The sequence below is a fragment of the Pseudomonas sp. UMAB-40 genome, from assembly GCF_900095275.1.
Lineage (GTDB): Bacteria > Pseudomonadota > Gammaproteobacteria > Pseudomonadales > Pseudomonadaceae > Aquipseudomonas > Aquipseudomonas mandelii_B.
In genome coordinates this window covers 147,071-166,482 of the sequence record NZ_LT607552.1, presented here as the reverse complement: position 1 = coordinate 166,482, position 19,412 = coordinate 147,071, and the positions used below count along the sequence as shown (strand labels likewise).

General features: G+C 58.8%; 15 protein-coding genes and 1 pseudogene. 10 read left to right on the top strand and 6 right to left on the bottom strand.

Annotated elements, in window-relative coordinates:
• Positions 1–4 precede the first annotated feature (4 nt).
• Positions 5–256: a hypothetical protein gene (locus K0F88_RS03455; RefSeq protein ID WP_008155229.1), complete on the bottom strand. Its 252-nt coding sequence runs from the start codon at positions 254–256 to the stop codon at positions 5–7.
• A 164-nt stretch (positions 257–420) separates the two neighbouring features.
• Here K0F88_RS03455 and K0F88_RS03450 point away from each other — a divergent pair, with 164 nt between their 5' ends.
• A complete protein-coding gene (locus K0F88_RS03450) occupies positions 421–738 on the top strand; it encodes a YqjD family protein (RefSeq protein ID WP_094467336.1) in 318 nt (105 codons plus the stop codon).
• A gap of 141 nt (positions 739–879) precedes the next feature.
• On the opposite strand, the gene K0F88_RS03445 is transcribed toward K0F88_RS03450, so the two are convergent.
• Positions 880–1,920, bottom strand: coding sequence for an Ldh family oxidoreductase (locus K0F88_RS03445; RefSeq protein ID WP_219094000.1), 1,041 nt, complete (start codon positions 1,918–1,920; stop codon positions 880–882).
• Positions 1,921–2,147: 227 nt separating this feature from the next.
• On the opposite strand from K0F88_RS03445, the gene K0F88_RS03440 reads away from it, so the two are divergent.
• The gene (locus tag K0F88_RS03440) at positions 2,148–6,986 is read left to right on the top strand and encodes a dermonecrotic toxin domain-containing protein (RefSeq protein WP_094467334.1); all 4,839 of its coding nucleotides are present in this window, start codon (positions 2,148–2,150) and stop codon (positions 6,984–6,986) included.
• Positions 6,987–7,082: 96 nt separating this feature from the next.
• Positions 7,083–8,084, top strand: coding sequence for a FecR family protein (locus K0F88_RS03435; RefSeq protein ID WP_094467333.1), 1,002 nt, complete (start codon positions 7,083–7,085; stop codon positions 8,082–8,084).
• 54 nt (positions 8,085–8,138) lie between these two features.
• Here the strand turns inward: K0F88_RS03435 and K0F88_RS03430 are convergent, their stop codons facing one another.
• Positions 8,139–10,484: an acylase gene (locus K0F88_RS03430; protein WP_219093998.1), complete on the bottom strand. Its 2,346-nt coding sequence runs from the start codon at positions 10,482–10,484 to the stop codon at positions 8,139–8,141.
• 244 nt (positions 10,485–10,728) lie between these two features.
• Here K0F88_RS03430 and K0F88_RS03425 point away from each other — a divergent pair, with 244 nt between their 5' ends.
• Positions 10,729–11,100, top strand: coding sequence for a fe2+ zn2+ uptake regulation protein (locus K0F88_RS03425; RefSeq protein WP_219093996.1), 372 nt, complete (start codon positions 10,729–10,731; stop codon positions 11,098–11,100).
• A gap of 19 nt (positions 11,101–11,119) precedes the next feature.
• Here K0F88_RS03425 and K0F88_RS03420 read toward each other — a convergent pair whose 3' ends face one another.
• Entirely contained in the window at positions 11,120–11,308 is a 189-nt protein-coding gene (locus tag K0F88_RS03420; protein ID WP_059405111.1) for a hypothetical protein, read from the bottom strand.
• Positions 11,309–11,465: 157 nt separating this feature from the next.
• On the opposite strand from K0F88_RS03420, the gene K0F88_RS03415 reads away from it, so the two are divergent.
• The 6 genes from K0F88_RS03415 to K0F88_RS03390 all read left to right on the top strand — a co-directional run bounded on the left by K0F88_RS03415 (position 11,466) and on the right by K0F88_RS03390 (position 18,946).
• The gene (locus K0F88_RS03415) at positions 11,466–11,603 is read left to right on the top strand and encodes a hypothetical protein (RefSeq protein WP_176457653.1); all 138 of its coding nucleotides are present in this window, start codon (positions 11,466–11,468) and stop codon (positions 11,601–11,603) included.
• A gap of 268 nt (positions 11,604–11,871) precedes the next feature.
• Positions 11,872–13,113 carry an MdfA family multidrug efflux MFS transporter gene (locus tag K0F88_RS03410; protein ID WP_094467330.1) on the top strand — a complete coding sequence of 414 codons (1,242 nt, stop codon included), beginning with the start codon at positions 11,872–11,874 and terminating at the stop codon, positions 13,111–13,113.
• Between the two features lie 21 nt (positions 13,114–13,134).
• On the top strand, positions 13,135–14,265 hold the full coding sequence (locus tag K0F88_RS03405) for an acyl-protein synthase (RefSeq protein WP_094467329.1): 1,131 nt from the start codon (positions 13,135–13,137) through the stop codon (positions 14,263–14,265).
• Between the two features lies 1 nt (position 14,266).
• On the top strand, positions 14,267–16,669 hold the full coding sequence (locus K0F88_RS03400) for an aldehyde dehydrogenase family protein (RefSeq protein ID WP_094467328.1): 2,403 nt from the start codon (positions 14,267–14,269) through the stop codon (positions 16,667–16,669).
• A gap of 52 nt (positions 16,670–16,721) precedes the next feature.
• Positions 16,722–18,011: an AMP-binding protein gene (locus K0F88_RS03395; RefSeq protein WP_094467327.1), complete on the top strand. Its 1,290-nt coding sequence runs from the start codon at positions 16,722–16,724 to the stop codon at positions 18,009–18,011.
• A complete protein-coding gene (locus K0F88_RS03390; protein ID WP_094467326.1) occupies positions 18,011–18,946 on the top strand; it encodes a GNAT family N-acetyltransferase in 936 nt (311 codons plus the stop codon). Before K0F88_RS03395 ends, K0F88_RS03390 begins: the two co-directional genes overlap by 1 nt.
• Here the strand turns inward: K0F88_RS03390 and K0F88_RS03385 are convergent.
• Both K0F88_RS03385 and K0F88_RS32215 read right to left on the bottom strand, forming a co-directional pair.
• A pseudogene (locus tag K0F88_RS03385) lies at positions 18,935–19,261 on the bottom strand (LysR substrate-binding domain-containing protein); the annotation flags it as partial. The gene K0F88_RS03390 and the pseudogene K0F88_RS03385 sit on opposite strands and share 12 nt — an antisense overlap.
• Positions 19,218–19,367: a hypothetical protein gene (locus K0F88_RS32215; protein WP_374039701.1), complete on the bottom strand. Its 150-nt coding sequence runs from the start codon at positions 19,365–19,367 to the stop codon at positions 19,218–19,220. The pseudogene K0F88_RS03385 and the gene K0F88_RS32215, both read right to left, overlap by 44 nt.
• Between the last annotated feature and the right edge of the window lie 45 nt (positions 19,368–19,412).

Below are 19,412 nucleotides of genomic sequence, written 5' to 3'. Positions count from 1 at the left end.
GGCCTTACTTGGCGGCCATCAAGCGGTTCACTTCGCTGCGCACCATGTTTGCAAACTCCGGGGGCGACATGCCATCGAGTTCGGCGCGAACCCATTCAGCCCATTTGCCTTTGCGCTTGGCACGTTCGCCAAACAACCGTGCAGCCTCGCCCTTGGATTTGCCAAGGTTGCTTTGCCACAGGTCGAACAGACGGGATTTCTCATCTTCAAGCGCGGCGCGCTCAGCCAGGGGTTTGTCGGCCAGATTGAAGCTCATGGGAATTACCTGCTGCGTAAAATAGGCGACATCTTACACTGTAGGACGAAATGTCCGACTCGGGATTTTTCCTCGGCGTACAGTCAATGCGCAAATTCGCTGCAACTTTTTCAGTCGTCGCAGACTCCATTGTTCACTGCCCATTTACCTGCAAGGAGTACCCAATGGCCCGGAAAACCGCCGCACAAGTTGCCGAAGACCAGATCAAGGATCAGGCATTCAGCGAACTTCAATCCCTGATCGAAGAGTCGGAAAAACTGCTCAAAAGCAGCGCTTCTCTGGTGGGTGAGGAAGCAGAGACCCTTCGCGGGCAAATCGCCCAGAAACTCCAGCAAGCCCGGGATTCGGTCAGCAGTGTTCGTGACCGTACCAAACCGGTGGTCGACGCGACCGAGACCTACATCGGAGGCCATCCATGGCAAACCGTAGCGATCTCTGCCGGATTCGGCCTGGTGGTCGGGTTGTTGCTGGGCCGTCGTTAAACGATCCCGCTTCAACGGCAACACAGCAAAAAGGCGAGCATTGAGCTCGCCTTTTTCATGCCCGCTCCCACAAGAATTGCGGTGTTCACGCCTTAACGGATCGACATCAAGCTTTTTTCATGCCTGTGTTTTGCTCAGGTCTCAGAGCCCTGCCAGTGCTCGCAAGTTCGTCAATGTTTGAGCATTCAGTTCGATACCGTGAGCGTTGGACTGGGCTCGCTGGTGGTGACGTCGATCACCCGGCAGGCGCTTGAGCCCCACGCCGTGCATCTGCCGCACCAGTTCCTGGCTGCGCTCGGCGAAATTCTGCCCGGCGGCCTTGCTCGGGTCGATCACGATCAGCAGCTGGCCGGTCCACGGTGTTTTGGCCCCGGGATGATTCTTCCAATCGAACTCGAAGGAGAAGTTACCGCCCGTCAGGGCCGCTGCCAACAGTTCGACCATCATCGACAATGCTGAACCCTTGTGCCCACCAAACGGCAGCAATGCGCCACCCTCCAGGATCGCCTTCGGATCCTGAGTCGGCTGGCCAAGGCTGTCCACGCCCATGCCCGCCGGCAAGCGCTCACCTTTTTGCGCGGCAATCTGCACATCGCCATGGGCAATGGCGCTGGTGGCCAGGTCAAAGACAATCGGCTCACCGTCAGCCCGGGGTGCGGCGAAGGCGATCGGGTTGGTGCCGAACAGGGGGCGGTCGGCGCCGTGTGGCACCACACAGGTCATGCTGTTGACCACACTCAACGCCACCAGCCCTTCATAGGCAAAAGGCTCGACATCCGGCCATAGCGCCGCGAAATGGTGGGAGTTACGAATCGCCAGCACCGCGATCCCGGCGCTGCGAGCTTTTTCCACCAGCAGAGCCCGGGCGGCCGCAAGCGCGGGTTGGGCAAAACCATTAGCCGCGTCGACCCGGACAAACCCCGAGGCAACGTCCTCGACCACGGGCACGGCCTGGCCATTGACCCAGCCGCTCTTGAGTGTCGAGACGTAACCTGGAATACGAAACACGCCATGGCTGTGGGCGCCATCGCGTTCAGCGCCAGCGCAGTTGAGCGCCAGGGTCTTGGCGACATCGGCGGAGGTGCCGTGGCGCACGAAAATTTGCTCAAGCAATAGAACGAGCGCGTCGAAATCGAGCGATGGGGTGGTCGAACTGACGGCCACTTCGGGCGTTGCGGTCATCTGAAGCTCCAGTTTTATTATTGAATACGGGCACCAGGGGAAACGAGGTTGCTCGGCAACCAACAGCAGACGTCGATTAAGCGCTGTTGTACCGGCGTCCTGTCAAGTCTCGAGCGCCTGTTCGGCTCAAGCAATATGTACCGCACCGAAGCGCTCCGCTGACCTTAATGTTTTTCCTCAACCAATAGCCTGCGATGGCCGCTGATCGCAGCCAATGAGGAAAAACCATGACTGAACCCGTAGAGCCCTATTTTTTCGACGAGGCCGAACGCGCAGCCAATGCCAGGCACCCCGGTGAGCGCGAAAATGCGCTGAACTTTACCCTCGACGACCTGAAATGGCTGAAGCACGTTTATCTGGCCACCAACGCTGCCCGCGTTGCGCAAAAAGAGTCCATGCAGGCCTGCCAACTGTTGCTGAAGGTAACGGGCAAAGCGGACATTCCATTGACGGGTGCCTTTGCCCTGAGCCGGCCAGACGATGGAGAGGTCACGCTCTACACACCGTGGAAGGGTCTGATCAAGTTCGCGGACATGGCCGACCTCAAAAGCAAACTCAAGGAATGGCTGGCGCAGGCCACTGGCAAGCGCGAGCTGCTGCGCTTTCTCTCCATTGAACAACGCTGCGCTTTACCCGCCGCCACCGTTCCTGACATTGCTACGAAAGACATCGAAGGCGCGGTGTTCCAGGACCAGCAACTGACCCTCGATCACAATCAGGAACAGAACATCAAGGCGATGAAGGCTGAGCTGCTCAAGACGCCAACCCTGCAATCGATGCTGGACGACACCCTCAAGCATGCGTTGCACAAGGCATTCCCCACGCTGGACCAGCGCCTGACCCGCCTCAAGAGCTTCGTGAAGACGGTTTCAGCCTTCGACGGCAGCGAAGACCTGCACACGATTTCCTCGATCCCCCTGAGCGATGCACTCCTGCACTTCTACCTGACCAACCATTGGCCGACCGGCGATTCAAGGGTCTTCACCCATCCCGAGCACAGCGTGAGCAGCGACGCTGATAACCAGACGTGGGAAAGCGCAGTGAAAGAAATCGCGCAAAGCTTCACGCCGCACTTGCACAGCCTGCTCGACGTGTTCTGGAACACGCCCATGAGCACAGGCCTCTCCCGCTTTGCCTTTTTCACCGAGGGTTTGCGCGACACCTTTCACCTGAAGCTCCTGCTCCAGCGCCAGAACGGCATTTTAACCACGCAGGAATACCTGCGACTGATGAACGTCAGCCTCCCGCCCGACGCGCACGATCCGCTTCGTATCGAGAAAATACGCGTAACCGCGCCCTTCAGGCATTTTGCCGAGCTGGCCTCGACTCTGATGATCGGGGGCACCAACACCCTGGGTTTTCTGTACTCCCCCTCCCGAGGTATCGAAGCGACGAGCCATCTGTCGGCGGTCAAAAAGATCGTGCTGGAGATGATGAAAGCCGAAGGGCATGAAGACACCTTGCTCAACTTCATGTCGCTGGACGAACGCGCCACCTTTCTTGCGTTGGAGCCGGTTGAGCGCCTGATTGATGGCAAACCGGTGATCGGCCCGGTGTTCACACAGTTGATGGCCGACATCCTTGGCAAGCAACGGGACAACCTGTCCCACGCGCTGAGCCGCTTGCGCGAAAGTGAAGGTACGCTCGACCCCCATGCCTTGCTCGACAGCGCCCTGGATGTCCGGGGATTGATCGATGACCGTCTGCTGGCCTCTGACCCTTCAGGACGCTGGAGTACACGGGTTGATCGGCGCGGCGGCGGGCAACCGGCCACCGTGCGCGCCGAGTCGGCCAAAGAGGAGTTGTCGCTGCTCGATTCTGTCGAGCAGGCACTCGATGAACGCCTTGAAAAACACCCGGCCATCTCCACGGCAACCCGCACGATCGACGATGCGGAACGCGTCCTGGGGTCGTCCGTGGCGAGTTTGCAATCGACGTTTACTCACACGCTGTCAACGGCATTGCGCAGTGAACTGAAGCTGCGAGCCGTATCGCGCACGTTGGGTACGACAGAACAGGTGATCATCAAAACCGTGCTCGATAGCCCGATACATCTGCAAAGAGCGGCATTGAACGGTTTTTTGCCGGACGTGTTTTCCCTGGCGCTGAAAACCGGCGACGCGACGGAGCCGTTGAAACTGGCCAGTTGTTTTGTGCTGACTGAACGAGGCGGCCAGGACCCTGTGCATTCGGGCAAGGCGATTTTGTGGACACCCGCGTTGGGGTTTGAAGCCTTCAAGGCGTTAACCCCGTTGCTGACCGAACTCGGTCGACGCGTTGCCGACGTCAACCATCGCTCAACGCTGCTGGAGAACCTTGGCCGCAACGAGCGCTTGCCTGGCAAGACCTACACGTTGGCGCCCCTGCAGCGGGTTTATGGGCACTTTCTTGATTATCTGCAAAAACCCTATGTGCACCTGAACCCGGCGTTTCTGACCGATGCGCTGGCGACAAAGCTCTCCGTCACGCCGCTGACCCATCTCCTGAACCTCGTCTCGCTGCGAAAGCCAATGACAGGTCTCGACCGCGCCATCGACATTGCGCGGTCACTGACGACCCGACAAAAACTGCCGGCATGGCTGGCCCAGGCGTCCGTCATAGAACTGATTGTGCATGCCGAGCTGCTTGAGCAATACCGCAACAACGTTAAGGACGACCAGGATTACCTGAGCGGCATACGGTCACTGCAACGCACGGCACACCACGAACTTGAAAAACAACTCAAGGCAGACGACTTCAACATCAACCCGGACAACGTCCAGGTGCACGTCAGTGCCCGACCGACATCGGCGGCCCACACTCAAACCCTGACCGACTTTGCCTTGACTCACCTCAAGACGCTGGATCAGCTGCATTTCAAGCTGGTATCGCTTGATAGCACCGTGATTCCCGAGGGCATGGACGAACGCTACATCAAAGACCTGATCCGCAACCTGAAACCGGGCGAGCATCAGCAGAAATTAGTGAGCGAAGCCCTGGCGGACACCCCGGCGAACGCAGACCGCAGGAAGCGTTTCTACACACAATTGCCCTGGCAGTTGATGCACTACGCCCACGGGGAAAAACTCCAGGAGCGTCTGAGCGAGACCGGGTTTGACCTGATCCGGCAAGTCATGGACATGCCTGACGCCATCGCCCGCGTAACGGTCGACGGTGCCCATGCAATCATCCGTCCGCTTGAGTTCCTCGGTATCAAGCAGGACCAATCGATCAAAGTGCCCGGTGTTTATCTGATCGGCTCAACGGCGGATCGCACTGCACCCCAAGTGCTGATTGCGCCTCACAGCCCTGGACACGGGGTCAAAGAGTATGAAAATGAAGTTCAACTGCTGACAGAACTGAAGACCCGCGGACCGCTGCTCGACTGGCTGCTCCTGAATTTGCAGAACCCTGACCGGACGCTGCTGGAAACCCGGATGGCGACCACCCATCACCGCGTTGCCAGTACCGCGTCGTCGAGTACCACCACACTGGCCTCTCATCCGATCAAGGGGAATCTGTTCAAACACCTGCTCAATGACAACGCCGCCTTGCTGGGCCGATTGCTCGGTTGCCAGTCCGATGACCAAAAACAGGGCGAATGGGCAACCATCAAACATGTGCTGGGCGAAGACCTGCACGAGGCCTATACATTTTTCATGGGCAAACTCGCCTACCCGGAAACGGTATGGCGCAGTTACCGCGACATCAAGCAATCCGCCGAAGACCTGCAAACCCATAAATGGGGGGCCGCCATCAAAGAGTTCATCAGCGGCATGGCCGAACTCTCCACGCTGCGCCAAACACTGGGGGATTCAACGCTGCTGTCGTCGACACCGGCCCTACCGGCACCGGAACAACCCGATACCCGGCTCAAATGGCGAGACATCGACGTCACAGGGCCCGAACGCACGCAGCTCAAGCGCCACGAAAGCATCAATGTCGATCTGGGTTCGCTGACATCAGACGCAACGCTTGGGCTGTACACCCACCCGACGACAAAACAACACTACGGGCCGGTTGAGGGAAAGGTGTTTCCAGTCATCAAGCGCGGCAACCGCTGGCGCATCGGCGACACCCACACGCTGGGCCCTCATCTGCGCCAGAACGAATCGAAGCAATGGCTGCTTGATGGGCGAGAATCGGCACCTCGCTTCAGTCTGTTTGGACGGGTCGATACTGCAATATCGGTTTTTGACGGCATGAACGTCGATGCCATGGGCATGTCCCGTATCCGTCGACTGTTTCCGCAGAAGGCCCGTCAGATTGACGAAGCGCTGGACCTGGCCACCACCTATGCCTGGAACAGCTATCGAAACCTGCAACTGCTCAAGTCCTCCGACGATACCGTCACGCCCGTGCATCAACTCATCATGGATTTCCTCGGTGTGCAGCACGTGCTGCCCGCGCATGTCGAGCAGATTGAAAAAGTCATCGGCGACCTTTTTGCAGCGTTGCTGGAGCCATCACTGAGGAAGCCGAAGTCCAGTCGTTTTGCCGTCGGCAGGCTGACCGAAGACGCACAAAACACCTTCGCCTTCATCGTGGCGAACGACACAAACCGGAGAATTCACCTTGCAGAAAAATTCTTCAATCCTGGATTCGACCACTACCGCCAACACCTGACCGACGCGGCCTTTCCGATCGACACCCATGCACGGGCGGTGACTTTGATTCATGAGTTGTCGCACATGGCCTGTCATACCGAGGACATTTCTTATCTCGACCCCGGCAGACCGTTCACCGATCTGATTGGAACAGCCTCCCCCCTCGCGGCTGAACTCAAACGCGCCTTGGCCAACGTGCAGAAAACGGCGCTCTCGATCCAGACCCCCTATACCCGGCTGTTCATGAGCCAGGATCCTGATACCGGTGTGTGGGAAGATCCGGGCAGCACCTCCTACGAGGAATCCGATCGCATAAAGGACCGTATTCTGGCGTTGACCGGCGCGGAAAACCTGAGCGGAGCCCGCGAAACGTTCAAGAAAAACCCGCTGGTCAGGCTGACCGTACAGTTGGGTAACGCCGACAGCGTGGCCTGGCTGGTCAGTCATCTGGGCCGTGAATTGCACGTCAGCACGCCCTGACGTCAAAAATAATTCTCATTTGATGGTTAATTGCCATGACGGCTGTTCTCGCAGGCTTCCCCTCAAGGTTAGAATGCAGGAAATCAGGATGAGTCAATGACCGACAACTCTCTCTCGCAAGCCGAATATGACGCCATCACCGATGCCGCTGCGCACTGGTGCATGCGTCTGCACGCCGTCGACTGCACCGCCGAAGAGCGGATCGCCTTCGAACATTGGCGTGATGTTCATCCGCTGCATGCGTTCGAGTACGAAGCCATGCTCGAGATCTGGGTCGTCGCGGGGGATTTGCCGCGTCCCGAAGCCGTTACATCGGTGGCTCGCTTCAAACCGGCCACGCCTTGGCGCGCGGTCGGCATCGCCGCCGCCGTGTGCGCCCTCGCGTTGCCGCTGGCGGCGTACAGCGGGTGGAACATGGGCTGGCTACCGAATTCGTATCAGCATTTCGAAGCGAGTGACACGGTCCGTCAGGTCACCCTGAGCGATGGCAGCCAGGTGGAATTGAACCTGGGCAGCGAGCTGACCTTCAGCAACTACAAGGATCAGCGCCGGGTCACGCTGGAAAAAGGCGAAGCCTTCTTCAGCGTCAGCCACGACCTGGCTCACCCTTTTGTTGTCAGGGCAGCGGACGGCAGGATTCGCGTCACCGGGACCAAGTTCAACGTCTGGATGTACGAGGATCAGGTACGCGTGAACCTGATTGAAGGCTCGGTTCTGGTCAGCAGCAACGATGACCTTCCGGGGGATGGCTTGCGCCTGGGGCCGGCGATGCAGGCGCGTTATAAACACGGCGACTTCACCCCGCAGATCAATCAGACCTACCCCAACGACAATTCCCTGGCGTGGCGCAGTGGCAAACTGGTGCTCGATGATCTGGCGCTGAACGATGCCCTGCCGTTGATCAACCGGTACCTGAGCAAACCGATCATGGTCGCTGACCACAGCACCGGCACGATTCGCCTGGGTGGCATCTACAACATCAAGGAACTGAACAACCTGGTGGCTTCCCTGCCCAAGGTACTGCCGGTCTACCTGACCCGTAACAAGGAAGGTAATCCGGTACTCAATGCGATCCCGCAACAAGCCCCTAAAAGCTGAAAAGGCCGCAACCCTCAAGGGGATGCGGCCTTTTTTACGGTTTGAATCGCCCTCTTACTGAGCGGCCACCTTCCCGGCTTTTTCATCCTGCTCGCGGATCGTCTGCGCCTGGTACTGCGGATCTGACGTGATCTGTTGCTCGGTAAACGGCAACGGGCTCAGCTGCTTCTTCGAAAAGGCAACGGTCTGATCCCGTGAATACTTCGACGTCGGGTCGCTGGACAACGAGAATGCCAGCAGGCCTTGGGCGTGCGGCCCTTTGTCATCAAAGGTCACCACTTGCAAATAGCTGGTGCCGCTGATGACTTCGAGTTTGCCATCGCTTCTCGGCACGCTTTGAATGGCGTTGTACACGCCCAGCGTGCCTGGCCCGCCGTGGATCGGTGTCTGTTGCCCGCCGCTGCTGACCACCTGAATATCACCCCAACGGCTGCCATCCTTGAGTCCCCGTTTTGTGACCTGCTCCACCGACGCCAGCATCGCCTCGCGAATCGCCTGGGTGACCTGCGGATTATCGAGCGCCAAGCCACGCGGCGTGTGCTGCGGATCTTTCGGATCGAACGCCACTCGCCAGATGTCCGGGACTTGCTGCAACGGTTCCATGACGTTCTGGAAGTGTACAAAGCCGAGTCCGCTGTCCAGATTCGCGCTGCGGTCCCACGCCTTGAGACTGGCACACAACGGAGCGAGCGTGGCGGCATCGGCGCCCAGAGCGCTGGCGCAAAATTGCAGCAGGTCCGGCATCACTTGCCCGGCCTGGTACACCTGATCGTCCATCACCATCCGTTGCAGATCCGCCGCCGAGACCGGGCCTGCCTTGCTCAGCGTGCTCAAGCGGTCCAGGGCGAACCGCGAGCGCAGCCCCAGCGGCTGGCCTTCCTGACTGATCAGGGGTGAGAAACCGGTGAGCGGTTGCGCCGGGTTGGCCATCCATGCCGAATCGTTGGAGTGCTGGACGTAGTCTTTACGCTGCAGTTGCGGCAACTTGTCCGCCGCATAAATGCCTTTTTGCGCGGCGTTCGGGTCGATGTCCCAGGCGCAGGCGCTGTTAGAACCGTCGAGCACGATCAACTGCAACCCGACGCGCGGGTCGCTGCACTTGGCGAGTTTGTCGGCACTGACGTTCGGCACCACCGACAGGTTCATGTACAGCGTCTGCCCCTGATCATCCACCGCCAGGGTGTTGACCCACGGGATGCCCTGAGTCTTGTGCACCGAGGCCTGCAAATCCTTGAGGCTGGTGGCCTGATTCATGGCGTACCACTGCTGCAACACTCGGTCGTTTTCCAGGTTGGCATCGCGCAGGCTGTAAGCGTACTTATTGTCCCAGTCGAGTTTTCCGGGCCACTGCACGATCGGTCCGAACTGCGAGCTGTAGACCACGTGGGACACCGCTTTGGTCTGGCCGTCGGACTGTTTCACGTTCACCGTCACGGTCTGCTTGTTCATCGGCAGCGACTTGCCGTCGAGCAGATAACGGGTCGAATCCTTGGGATCAAGTTGCAGGCGATACAGGGTGAAGTGCTTGGACGTGTCCACGGTGTGGGTCCACGCCAGGTGCTGGTTGAAGCCGATATTGATCATCGGTAGCCCCGGCAACGCCGCGCCCATCACGTCCAGCTTGCCGGGAATGGTCAGGTGCATCTGGTAGAAACGCATCCCGCCAATCCACGGGAAATGCGGATTGGCCAGCAACATCCCGCGGCCATTGAACGAGCGCTCGCTGCCGACCGCCACCGCGTTGCTGCCGCGATCCAGCGCGAACCGTTGCATGCGCGTAGCCGCCAGCTGAAACGACGCCCCCTCGCCCACTGCCCGAGCAACGGCCTTGGGTGGCGTCGCCCCCGCCAGCGCTTCGGCGAACTGCCCTACTCCACCTTCGACCAACAGACGGCGAGTCAACTTGACCAGGTCCTGCGAGGTGATGTCACGTACCCATTCACCCTGGCACTGCTGCGGCAAACCTTGTGCATGGCGCTCGGCCAGCGCGCGGTTGTACCCGGCGACATAACCTTCGACCAGATCACGCACTGGCGGGGTTTGCGCCTTCCAGAACGCGGCGACGGCTTCAGGGGTATTGAGCCAGGTGAAGAACAGGTCGCTGACCTGGTTCTCGCGTTCCTCGACCGTCAGCTGGTCCGGGCCGAAATAGCGTGAACGCTCGCCATTGACGGTGACAATCTCATTGGCCAGCAGGCACAGGTTGTCCTGGGCGTAGGCGTAACCGATGCCATAGCCGAGCCCACGCTCGTTTTCGGCACGAATATGCGGCACACCAAAACTGGTGCGGCGAATGTCGGCGCTGGCCTGCTCCGGCGCACTGCGTGCATTTGCCGCAAGACTCAGTCCCACCAACATGCCCGCAAGGCTCAACCTGGTTAATTGCCTGGAAATAATCACGCTCGCTCCTGATCGAAAAGACAAACACCCTGCGTCAAACACGCATCGCGCCTTCCCCTAGGAACGAAACCCACAACAAAAATTTAGGCCGCAAAAGGCACTTTATCCCGCCTTCTCACAGGGCAATGACATGACGGTGACGAATTTTCTACATTCGAGCCTTCATTATTTGCGGTGCTCATACGTCTTATTGAATGAGAGCACCCATCACATTTCCTGGCCGGCTCGGAAAAGGAGTTTTTGCATGTACAACTCGCAACTGCCAATGGACGGTAGTCACGCGCCAAAAGGCTCAGCCATGGGCTCTGGCGTTTTCAGTCAACGAGGCGAGCGCAATGGTAACGAACGGATCAGATTGCTGCTCAAGAGCTATGGTCTGCGAACCAGCCTGATTCGCCTCAAGGTTATCGACGCCTTGCTGAGCGCCGCCGAAAGTGAGCGCAGCCTGGGTGTTCGCGGCGTGCACAGCCATTTGCTGGACCTGGATATTCCCCTGTCCTTCCTCAGTGTGCGAGAGGTGTTGAAACGCTTGTGCAGCGAAGGCGTGATCACACTCAATGCGGATAAAAGCTACAGCCTGCACCCGCACGCTGTAGCCATGCTCCATCGCGACTGATCAGCTCAAGGTGCGTCGATCAAGGCTTGACCTTGCGACGCATCACGCCATTGACCACCACCACGATCACCGCGACGCCGATGGCGATGTACTGAAACAGCTTCTCGCTGATGACGCCTGTGTTTTGCAGATACGAAAGGCCGAACATGATCCCCAAGACCACCAGGGAGATCAGAATCGAGTATTTCAAACGTTGCGACTGAGTCATTGCGAATTCCTGAACCTGAAAAATGTGTCCGGTTTGTATCCGAAAGCATGCCAAGCCCCTACCTTTGTGCGGGAATGGGACGCTGCAAACGGGGTCTCATGTTACAGCCGATGAAGAGATTTGGCTTTATTGCGGCGATAACCATGAGGATTTTCAAATGTTCCGTCGAATCACACGGTTGATTCCCCTGCTCGCGCTGCTGACGCTGAGCGGCTGCATCGTTTTCCCCCACGGCGGCTGGCACGGCGACCACCATTACGATCGCGGTGGACCGGGTTATTACCAGCATCGATAACGTATGACGCGTACGTAATTGAACATCCACTTGTAGGAAAAATGCATATCCCGTTCACGGCTTAACCAATGCCCGCCCCGTTGCGGGCATTTTTCGTACATACACTTTCACTTGTTTTTTACTGCCCGCCCCCCCATCGAAACCTGGCGAAAACTATTGAAGCTTTCAGTCTTAATAGTCCGTTTGAGGTATCCATACTCGCTTGATTAATCTTGGCGCATCGCAATAAGACCCGCTATTTAACTTCACGAAGAAGAACAGGGATGCCATGCACCAACCGCTCATAAACATCAGGCCCTATCAGGTATTAGGCTTTTGCCTTGCCATCACTTTTTTTGAACTTCTGACGTATATGGCCAGCGACATGATCATGCCGGCCATGTTGACCGTTACTTATGAATTGAATGCCAGCGGGAGTCACGTCCCCTATGCCTTCAATCTCTATCTGGCGGGCGGCATTCTTCTGCAATGGCTTATTGGTCCACTGTCGGACCGGTTCGGTCGCCGACCGATGTTGCTCATCGGTTGTGCGTTATTCGCCCTGGCCTGTGCCGCGGCATTCAGCGTGCACAGCATTTATGCGTTCAACGGCTTGCGGCTGATTCAGGGCATGGGGCTGGGATTTGTCATCGCGGTCAGCTATCCCGCCTTGCAGGAAGTGTTCTGCGAAGCCGACGCGGTAAAAATCATGGCGTTGCTGGGCAACGTTGCATTGCTCTCTCCGCTGCTGGGGCCGTTGCTCGGCAGTCTGCTGCTGGAGTGGTTGTCCTGGCGGGAGCTGTTTTTACTGCTGGGTATCGGCGGCCTGTTCGTCTGGCTCGGGCTTTACCTGTTCATGCCGGAAACCGTGGGCACCTTGCGTCATGACGGTCAGCAACTGGCGGCGGTGCCGTTCGAATGGCGCGGCACCGTGCGCCGTTATGCCGCGTTGCTCGGCAATCCGCGATTCCTCAGCGCCTCGGTCGCGCTGGGGGTCATGAGCCTGCCCTTGATTGCGTGGATAGGGCTGGCGCCGCTCCTGTTAATTCACAATCAGGGCCTTTCACCCTTGCAGTACGGCCTGTGGCAGATCCCGGTGTTTGCGGCCGTCATTCTCGGCAACTTGATACTCAATCGATTGATTGCCGACACTGAATTGCCGCAACTGATTCGATATGCGTTGTGGCCGTTTTGCGGCGGGCTCATCGCCTTGCTCGCCAGCAGTTTCTACGGTGCCTCCACGCCTTTGCTGATCAGCGTCCTGGCCTTTTACGCCGTCGGCCTTGGCATGAGCAATGCCGCACTGTACCGGCTCGCGCTGTTTTCAAGCGACGACAGCAAGGGCCTGGTCTCGGCCATGATCGGCATGATCTCGATCGCTGTCATGGGCGGTGGCGGCTCGCTGATTGCGGCGGCCGGCGCCGGTGACAGCCACGAGTCCTTCGCCCTGATGGCGGCTATTGCAGGGCTCATGAGCCTGCTGCCCTTGCGCCTGTTTCTGCGGCGCTCCCACCTCCCGCTTGCTGCCTGACTCCACCCGATAGGTCCTTTGATGATTCATTTACCCCACACCGATGCGCTTTGCGCGTTAACGCAACCCTATTGCCTGGATTCCGTGCCTGAAGGCCTTTTCGACCGGGCCATGGGGGAAATCAGCCTGTTTCATTGTCACCACACGCCTGGCTATGAGCGCTGGCTCAACAGCAACGGGCTGGTCGCTCAAGACCTGGAAACACTGGATGACTGGTCAAGACTGCCGCCGATTTTCGCTCACTATTTCAAACGTCACCTGTTGTTCGGCCCCACGGGTGAAGGCGCGCTGGAGCTGACATCGTCCGGCACCAGCGGCCAGAAAAGTCGCCTGCGCTATGACCAGCGCAGCATGGCCGCCGCCCAAGGCATGGTGAGCCACATTTTTCGCCATTACGGCTGGGACACTCCGGACAGTCCCTGCAACTACTTGCTGCTGAGCTATGAACCCAAGGCTGCGATCACCTTGGGCACCGCCTACACCGACCAGTTTCTGTGCAGCTATGCGCCGGTCAACCGCATCGCCTATGGATTGCGCCTGACGGGTAATGGTCACGCGTTCGATGTGTTTGGGGTGATCCGCGCCTTGCAGGAATTCGCCGAAGAAGGATTGCCGGTGCGCATTCTCGGCTTCCCGGCGTTCCTGTCCCACGCGTTGCGGCACATGGAAGACACCGGCGTCGCGAATCTGCAGCTACCGGCCGAGTCACTGGTGTTTCTCGGCGGTGGTTGGAAAACCCAGGCCGCAGAGGAAATTCCTTTGTCGCAATTGTATGCACGCATCCACCGCCAATTGGGCATCGACCTGTCCCGCTGCCGGGACGGTTACGGCGCTGTCGAGCATGCCGTGCCCTACATCCAGTGTGCCCGGCAGCATTTCCATGTGCCGGTTTACTCGAAGGTCTTTGTGCGCAATCCATCCAATTTCACTGTTCAACCCTACGGTCAGCGCGGCTTGCTGGAGTTCGTGTCGCCGTACATTTCTTCCAGCCCCGCGCACGCCGTGGTCATGGGGGACCTGGCGACGCTGCACCCCGGTGCCAGCTGCGGATGCGGCTTGCAGACCGACTGGTTTGAACTGCATGGACGCGCCGGTACGACCGCCAGCCGAAGCTGCGCAATGGCCGCATCTGAACTGATTGGAGGAGCCTGACATGTACTTGATCAACGGAGAACTGCGCGACGATGTCACCCTCGAGACAGCCCTCGAGCAACTGCACCCACAACTGCCGCGACTGCTGAATGCACCGATCGACAGCGACACCGTCATCGACGCAGCGGCCCGATTTGCCCTGCAATTGCAAGCTGGCAGGCTGGATGTGCCCCTCGACAACGATCAACGATCGGGGCTTGTCGACTTCTGCCAGCGCAGCAACCTCATCACCAAACTTGAACGTGAGTTGGGTGTGCAACCGCGCTCGTTGCGACGTATCGATTACCGGCAAGCCTGTTTCGAAAGCTGGCATCCGCTGGGACTGGTGGTGCACATCACGCCGGGCAATGCGCCGATGCTGGCGTTCTGCGCGGTCCTGGAAAGCCTGTTGGCCGGCAACATCAACTGGTTGCGTCCCAGCTCCAGCGATGAAGGATTGACCGCGCAGTTACTCGCGGCGCTGGTGCATTGCGACACCCGTGGCCAGTTGGCTGATTTCATCGCGGTGCTGCCGGTCAGCACGGCTCAGATAGCGCAACTCTGCACCCGCGCCGATGGCGTCGCCGCTTGGGGCGGCGAACAAGCACTCAAGGCGATTCGCCAGCAGATCCCGGTCGGGTGTCGCTGGATCGATTGGGGCCACAGGATCAGCTTCGCTTATCTGTCGCCCGACGCGGCGAGTGCTTCGACGCTGGACGCGCTGGTGGATGAAGTGTGCAGTCTGGATCAACAAGCGTGTTCCAGCCCGCAATGGCTGTTGGTGGACAGCAACGATCCGGCGGTTTTGCGGGACCTGGGTGAACGCCTGGCCGAGGCCTTCACACGTCGCGCCTCACACTGGCCGGCGCTGATTCCTACCGACCAGGAGGCTTCGGAAATCACCACCCGCACCGCCATGGCGAGGCTGGAACACTGCTTTGCGCAGCGGACCGGTCAGGTCTGGACCGGCCCGGGATGGAACGTCATCTGGGATCACCACCAGACGCTCGCGCCCTCGCCGCTGTTTCGTACCCTGCTGCTCAAACCGGTGCCGCAACACTTGATCGCCGAGACGCTATTGCCTTGGCGCGCCGTCCTGCAAAGCTGCGTGTTGATGTGTTCTCCAGCGCAGACGCCGGGGCTGGTGCGCACGCTGGTCAATGCCGGCGTCACGCGTATCGCCCCGTGCGGGCTGATTCATGACGGCTACCCCGGAGAGCCCCATGACGGCGTCTACGCGCTGTCGCGCTTCAGTCGTCGCCTGTCGGTGAGTCTGTCGCCTGAGACAGTGCCTGGCCGGACAACGCTCGACGCGCTGCCGACCGCTGCGGATACATACCATGAGCCGATCATGGACAAAAACACATTCATGACCCAACCGGTCAACGCCATGGCACAGCTGTTTTTCCGCTCAGGGGGCAGCAGCGGCATGCCTGCCCTGGCCGGGTTCAGCTATCAGGACTTCCAACGGCAGATGCGCGCCGCGGCTGACGGCCTGTTCGCCGCCGGTCTCGACCCGTCATCGGATCGGGTGATGAACCTGTTTTACGGCGGCAGCCTGTATGGGGGCTTCTCCAGCTTCACCAAGGTTCTGGAATTGATGGGCGTTACGCATTTCCCCATGGGGGCGCCGCACGATGATGACTTCAGCGAAATCGCTCGAATGATCGTGGATCACCGCATCACCGTGCTGATCGGCATGCCGAGTACGTTGCATCGCTTGTTTTTCAACGAACAGAGCCAGCTCCGCGCGTACTCGGGCATCAACAAAGTGTTCCTAGGCGGTGAGCACCCCAGCCAGGCCAGCCTGCGCCTGATGGAAAGCTGCGGAGTCTCGACGATTCGCTCCGCGATCTATGGCTCTGTCGACGCCGGCCCGCTGGGGCATGCCTGCTCGGCAACGGCAGACGGCATCTTTCATTTGATGTGCGATACCCAGCATCTGGAAATCGTGCATCTCGAACACGATTACCCGGTGCAAGCCAATGAGATCGGCCGGCTGCTGTTCACCTCCCGGGCCCGGCAAGGCCAGGCCGTTCGCCGGTATGACGTGGGAGACACCGGTCGCTGGATAACCGGAGCCTGCCCTTGCGGGCTCGAGTCACCGCGATTCGAATTGCTGCAGCGCCACGGCAAGTTGATACGGATGGGCACGGAATTCATTTCACCGTCGGCGCTGCAGGGCAGCCTCGGCCTGCCTGTTCAATTTGTGCTGGACCACGCCTGCGATGGCAGCGAACGGCTGAAGGTTTTAGTGAACCTGAAGGCCGAAAAGGCTTATGAAAAGTTATTCACCCACGCCGCACTGACCAATGCCGTGAACGCCGCGCTCATCACGGTAGACGTTCACGAGTGTGCCGAATCCGAATTCACCAAAAACAAACACAGCGGAAAAATACCGTTGGTTATCGACAACAGACATTAAACATATCGTTTGATTTTTAATTCTCACAACGCCTGATAAAAAAGAGAACCCAGTGAAAACACCTTATTCGCTTGAACAACTGTTGCCTTATATAAGGCAACACTCAAACTTTTACCGCACCCGCCTGAACCACTTACCGGCAGAAGGTATTACTTTAAAAGACCTGCCGCTGACCAATGTGGCCGACTATTGGGCTGACAGTAACGACCTGAATCATTGGCCTGTGTTGACCGGGGACATCGAAGACGCGTTGGTGTTTAAAACCGGCGGATCCACCAGCCAGGGCAAACTGACGGTTTACTCGACCGGCGAGTGGCAAGCCTTGGTCAGTACATTTGGAAACAGTGTTTCCTCTCAGCTGAAGGACGGTGACAGGGTCGCCAACCTGTTCTTTTCCGGCGATCTCTACGCCAGCTTTCTGTTCATTCATGACTCGCTGGCGCACGTCAAACGGTCCATCTGTGAGTTTCCGTTCACCGGCGAAGTCAGCATGGATGTCCTGGCGGATGCGCTCGATCAGCACCGGATCAACGTGCTGGTCGGCGTACCGGCGCAGTTGTTGCGATTCGCGGCGTACCTGACCCAGCATCAGCGGGTGCTGTGTGGGGTTGATACGTTGCTGTACGGCGGTGAAAGCCTGTTCGGCCCGCAATTGGCCATCCTTACCCAGGTATTTCCCAACGTGCGCATCGCCTCAATCGGCTATGCCAGCGTCGATGCGGGCCTGATCGGCGCTACGAGCCGCGACTGTGCCTTGGGCGAGCATCGGGTATTTGAACCCCAGACCCTGCTGGAAATCGTCGATGAACTGACCGGTGAAGTCATTGAAGAATGCGACCGCACCGGATTATTGGTGGTGACCAACCTGACCCGCCGACTCATGCCGCTGCTGCGTTATCCGGTGGGCGACCGCGCCTGCTGGTGTGAGCCCGGCAACACCCCGATGCGCAAATTCGCCCTCAAGGGACGTAGCGCCCATAGTCAGCGGGTTCGTGTGGGGTCGGCGTCGTTGTTGATCGACGAAATGCTGCAGATTGTCCAGCGCGTTGCTGGCACCGACCAATGGCAATTGCGCCTCGAACATGACGGATACAAGGACATCGTCAGTGTGAAATGGGTGCCTGACACTAACGCCGTGGCCACCGCACCGCGATGCCAGGCGCTGTGTGAAGCGCTTGTGGCCCATTACCCCGCGCTCGAGCATCTGAATCGCGAAGGGCTGCTGGAGTTGCGAGTGCTGTCCTGCAACGTCACCGACCTGAAGCTGCACCCACGTTCCGGCAAGCAGATGCGGGTTCTGGATTTGCGCACCTATGACGCGCCATCGCCGGAGACTGCGTGATGCCTCATCTGATTTTTCGACGCTACCGCCCTTCCGATGCCCGCTCTGTGAGTCAATTGTTTCGCGAGGTTTATGGCGATCATTACGTTCAACCGGATGTTTACCTACCGGACATGATCAGTCAGCACACCGCCGACGGTCGCTGGAAATCAATGCTGGCGGTGGATGATGTACGCGTTCTGGGGCATGCCGCGTTGTGCCACGAATCGTCCCCGCAGAACGCGGAACTGGCTCTCAGCGTGGTGCATCCCGCCGCGCAGGGGCAAAGTATCGCGACTCGCCTGGGCCGGGAGTTACTGTTGCAGGCCGGAGCACTGGGCTTCAAGAGCGTCTTGATCAAGCAAGTGACCCACCATCCGTACACGCAACGCATGGCCGCAAACATCGGCTTCCACAGCACGGGAGTGCTGCCCGACTACGTTCCTTCGCCCTTCGCCGAACCGCACCCGGAAACCATTGTGATGGGTTGCCACGTGGTCGAAGGACAGGCGCGCCCACTTCCCGACATCCCCTGGCCCGAACGCTACCGGGGGTTTATGCAGCACCTGAGTTCGCTGTTCGGCACCCATCCAGAAATGACAACACCGCCTTCGATACCCTTGCAGATCAAGCAACACCATCACCGCTTCGACATGGTCATTCACCGCTTGACCAAACGTCTGCTCGACCAGATCCGGCAATTGCCCGGTCACTGGATGATCTCGACCCGACTGGCGTTGTCGCGACACTTCGCCGAAGACTTGCGCAGTTTGACGACGCTTGGCTTCACGTTCACCGGGTTGATGCCTGCTCCTGGCAGTCATGGATGGTTTGCCCTGTTTCATCGAGGCGCGCGGCCTCGGTCCCTCAATCTGCATTGCCACTACATGCAACAGTTGCACGACGACTTGCAGCGAAACACCGAAGCACAGGGTAGCGCTCGCTCAGCCGCTTGAGTCTTTTCGGTAAAACTCATTGCCCGGCTGCGCGCAAAGCTCCACCAGCCAGTCGACAAACACCCTCACCCGTCGAGACAACTGGCGGTGTGGGGGATAGAGCGCCGTCAGCGGCATCCCGGGGGGCGGCGTCGCTTTCAATACTTCGCACAAACGCCCTTCCTTCAATTGGCGGGCGACGTGGTAGTACGGCGTCTGGATCAGTCCATAACCCGCCTCACAAGCGGCCAGGTAACCGTCGGCACTGTTGACCGATACGTGCTTGGGCAGGTCAATCAACCTGACTTGATCGTCGACCATGAACTCCAGCCCGAAGGATGGTCACCGAAGCGCGGGGCAATTGCAGGCTGTCTGCCGCTTTGGCAAAGCCGCCCAGCTCGACGATTCGGGTGAACACGCGCATGGCGTTAAAACGGTCCATTGTCAGGCTTTCCGGCTGATTATTTAGATATTGCGAACAGTGATA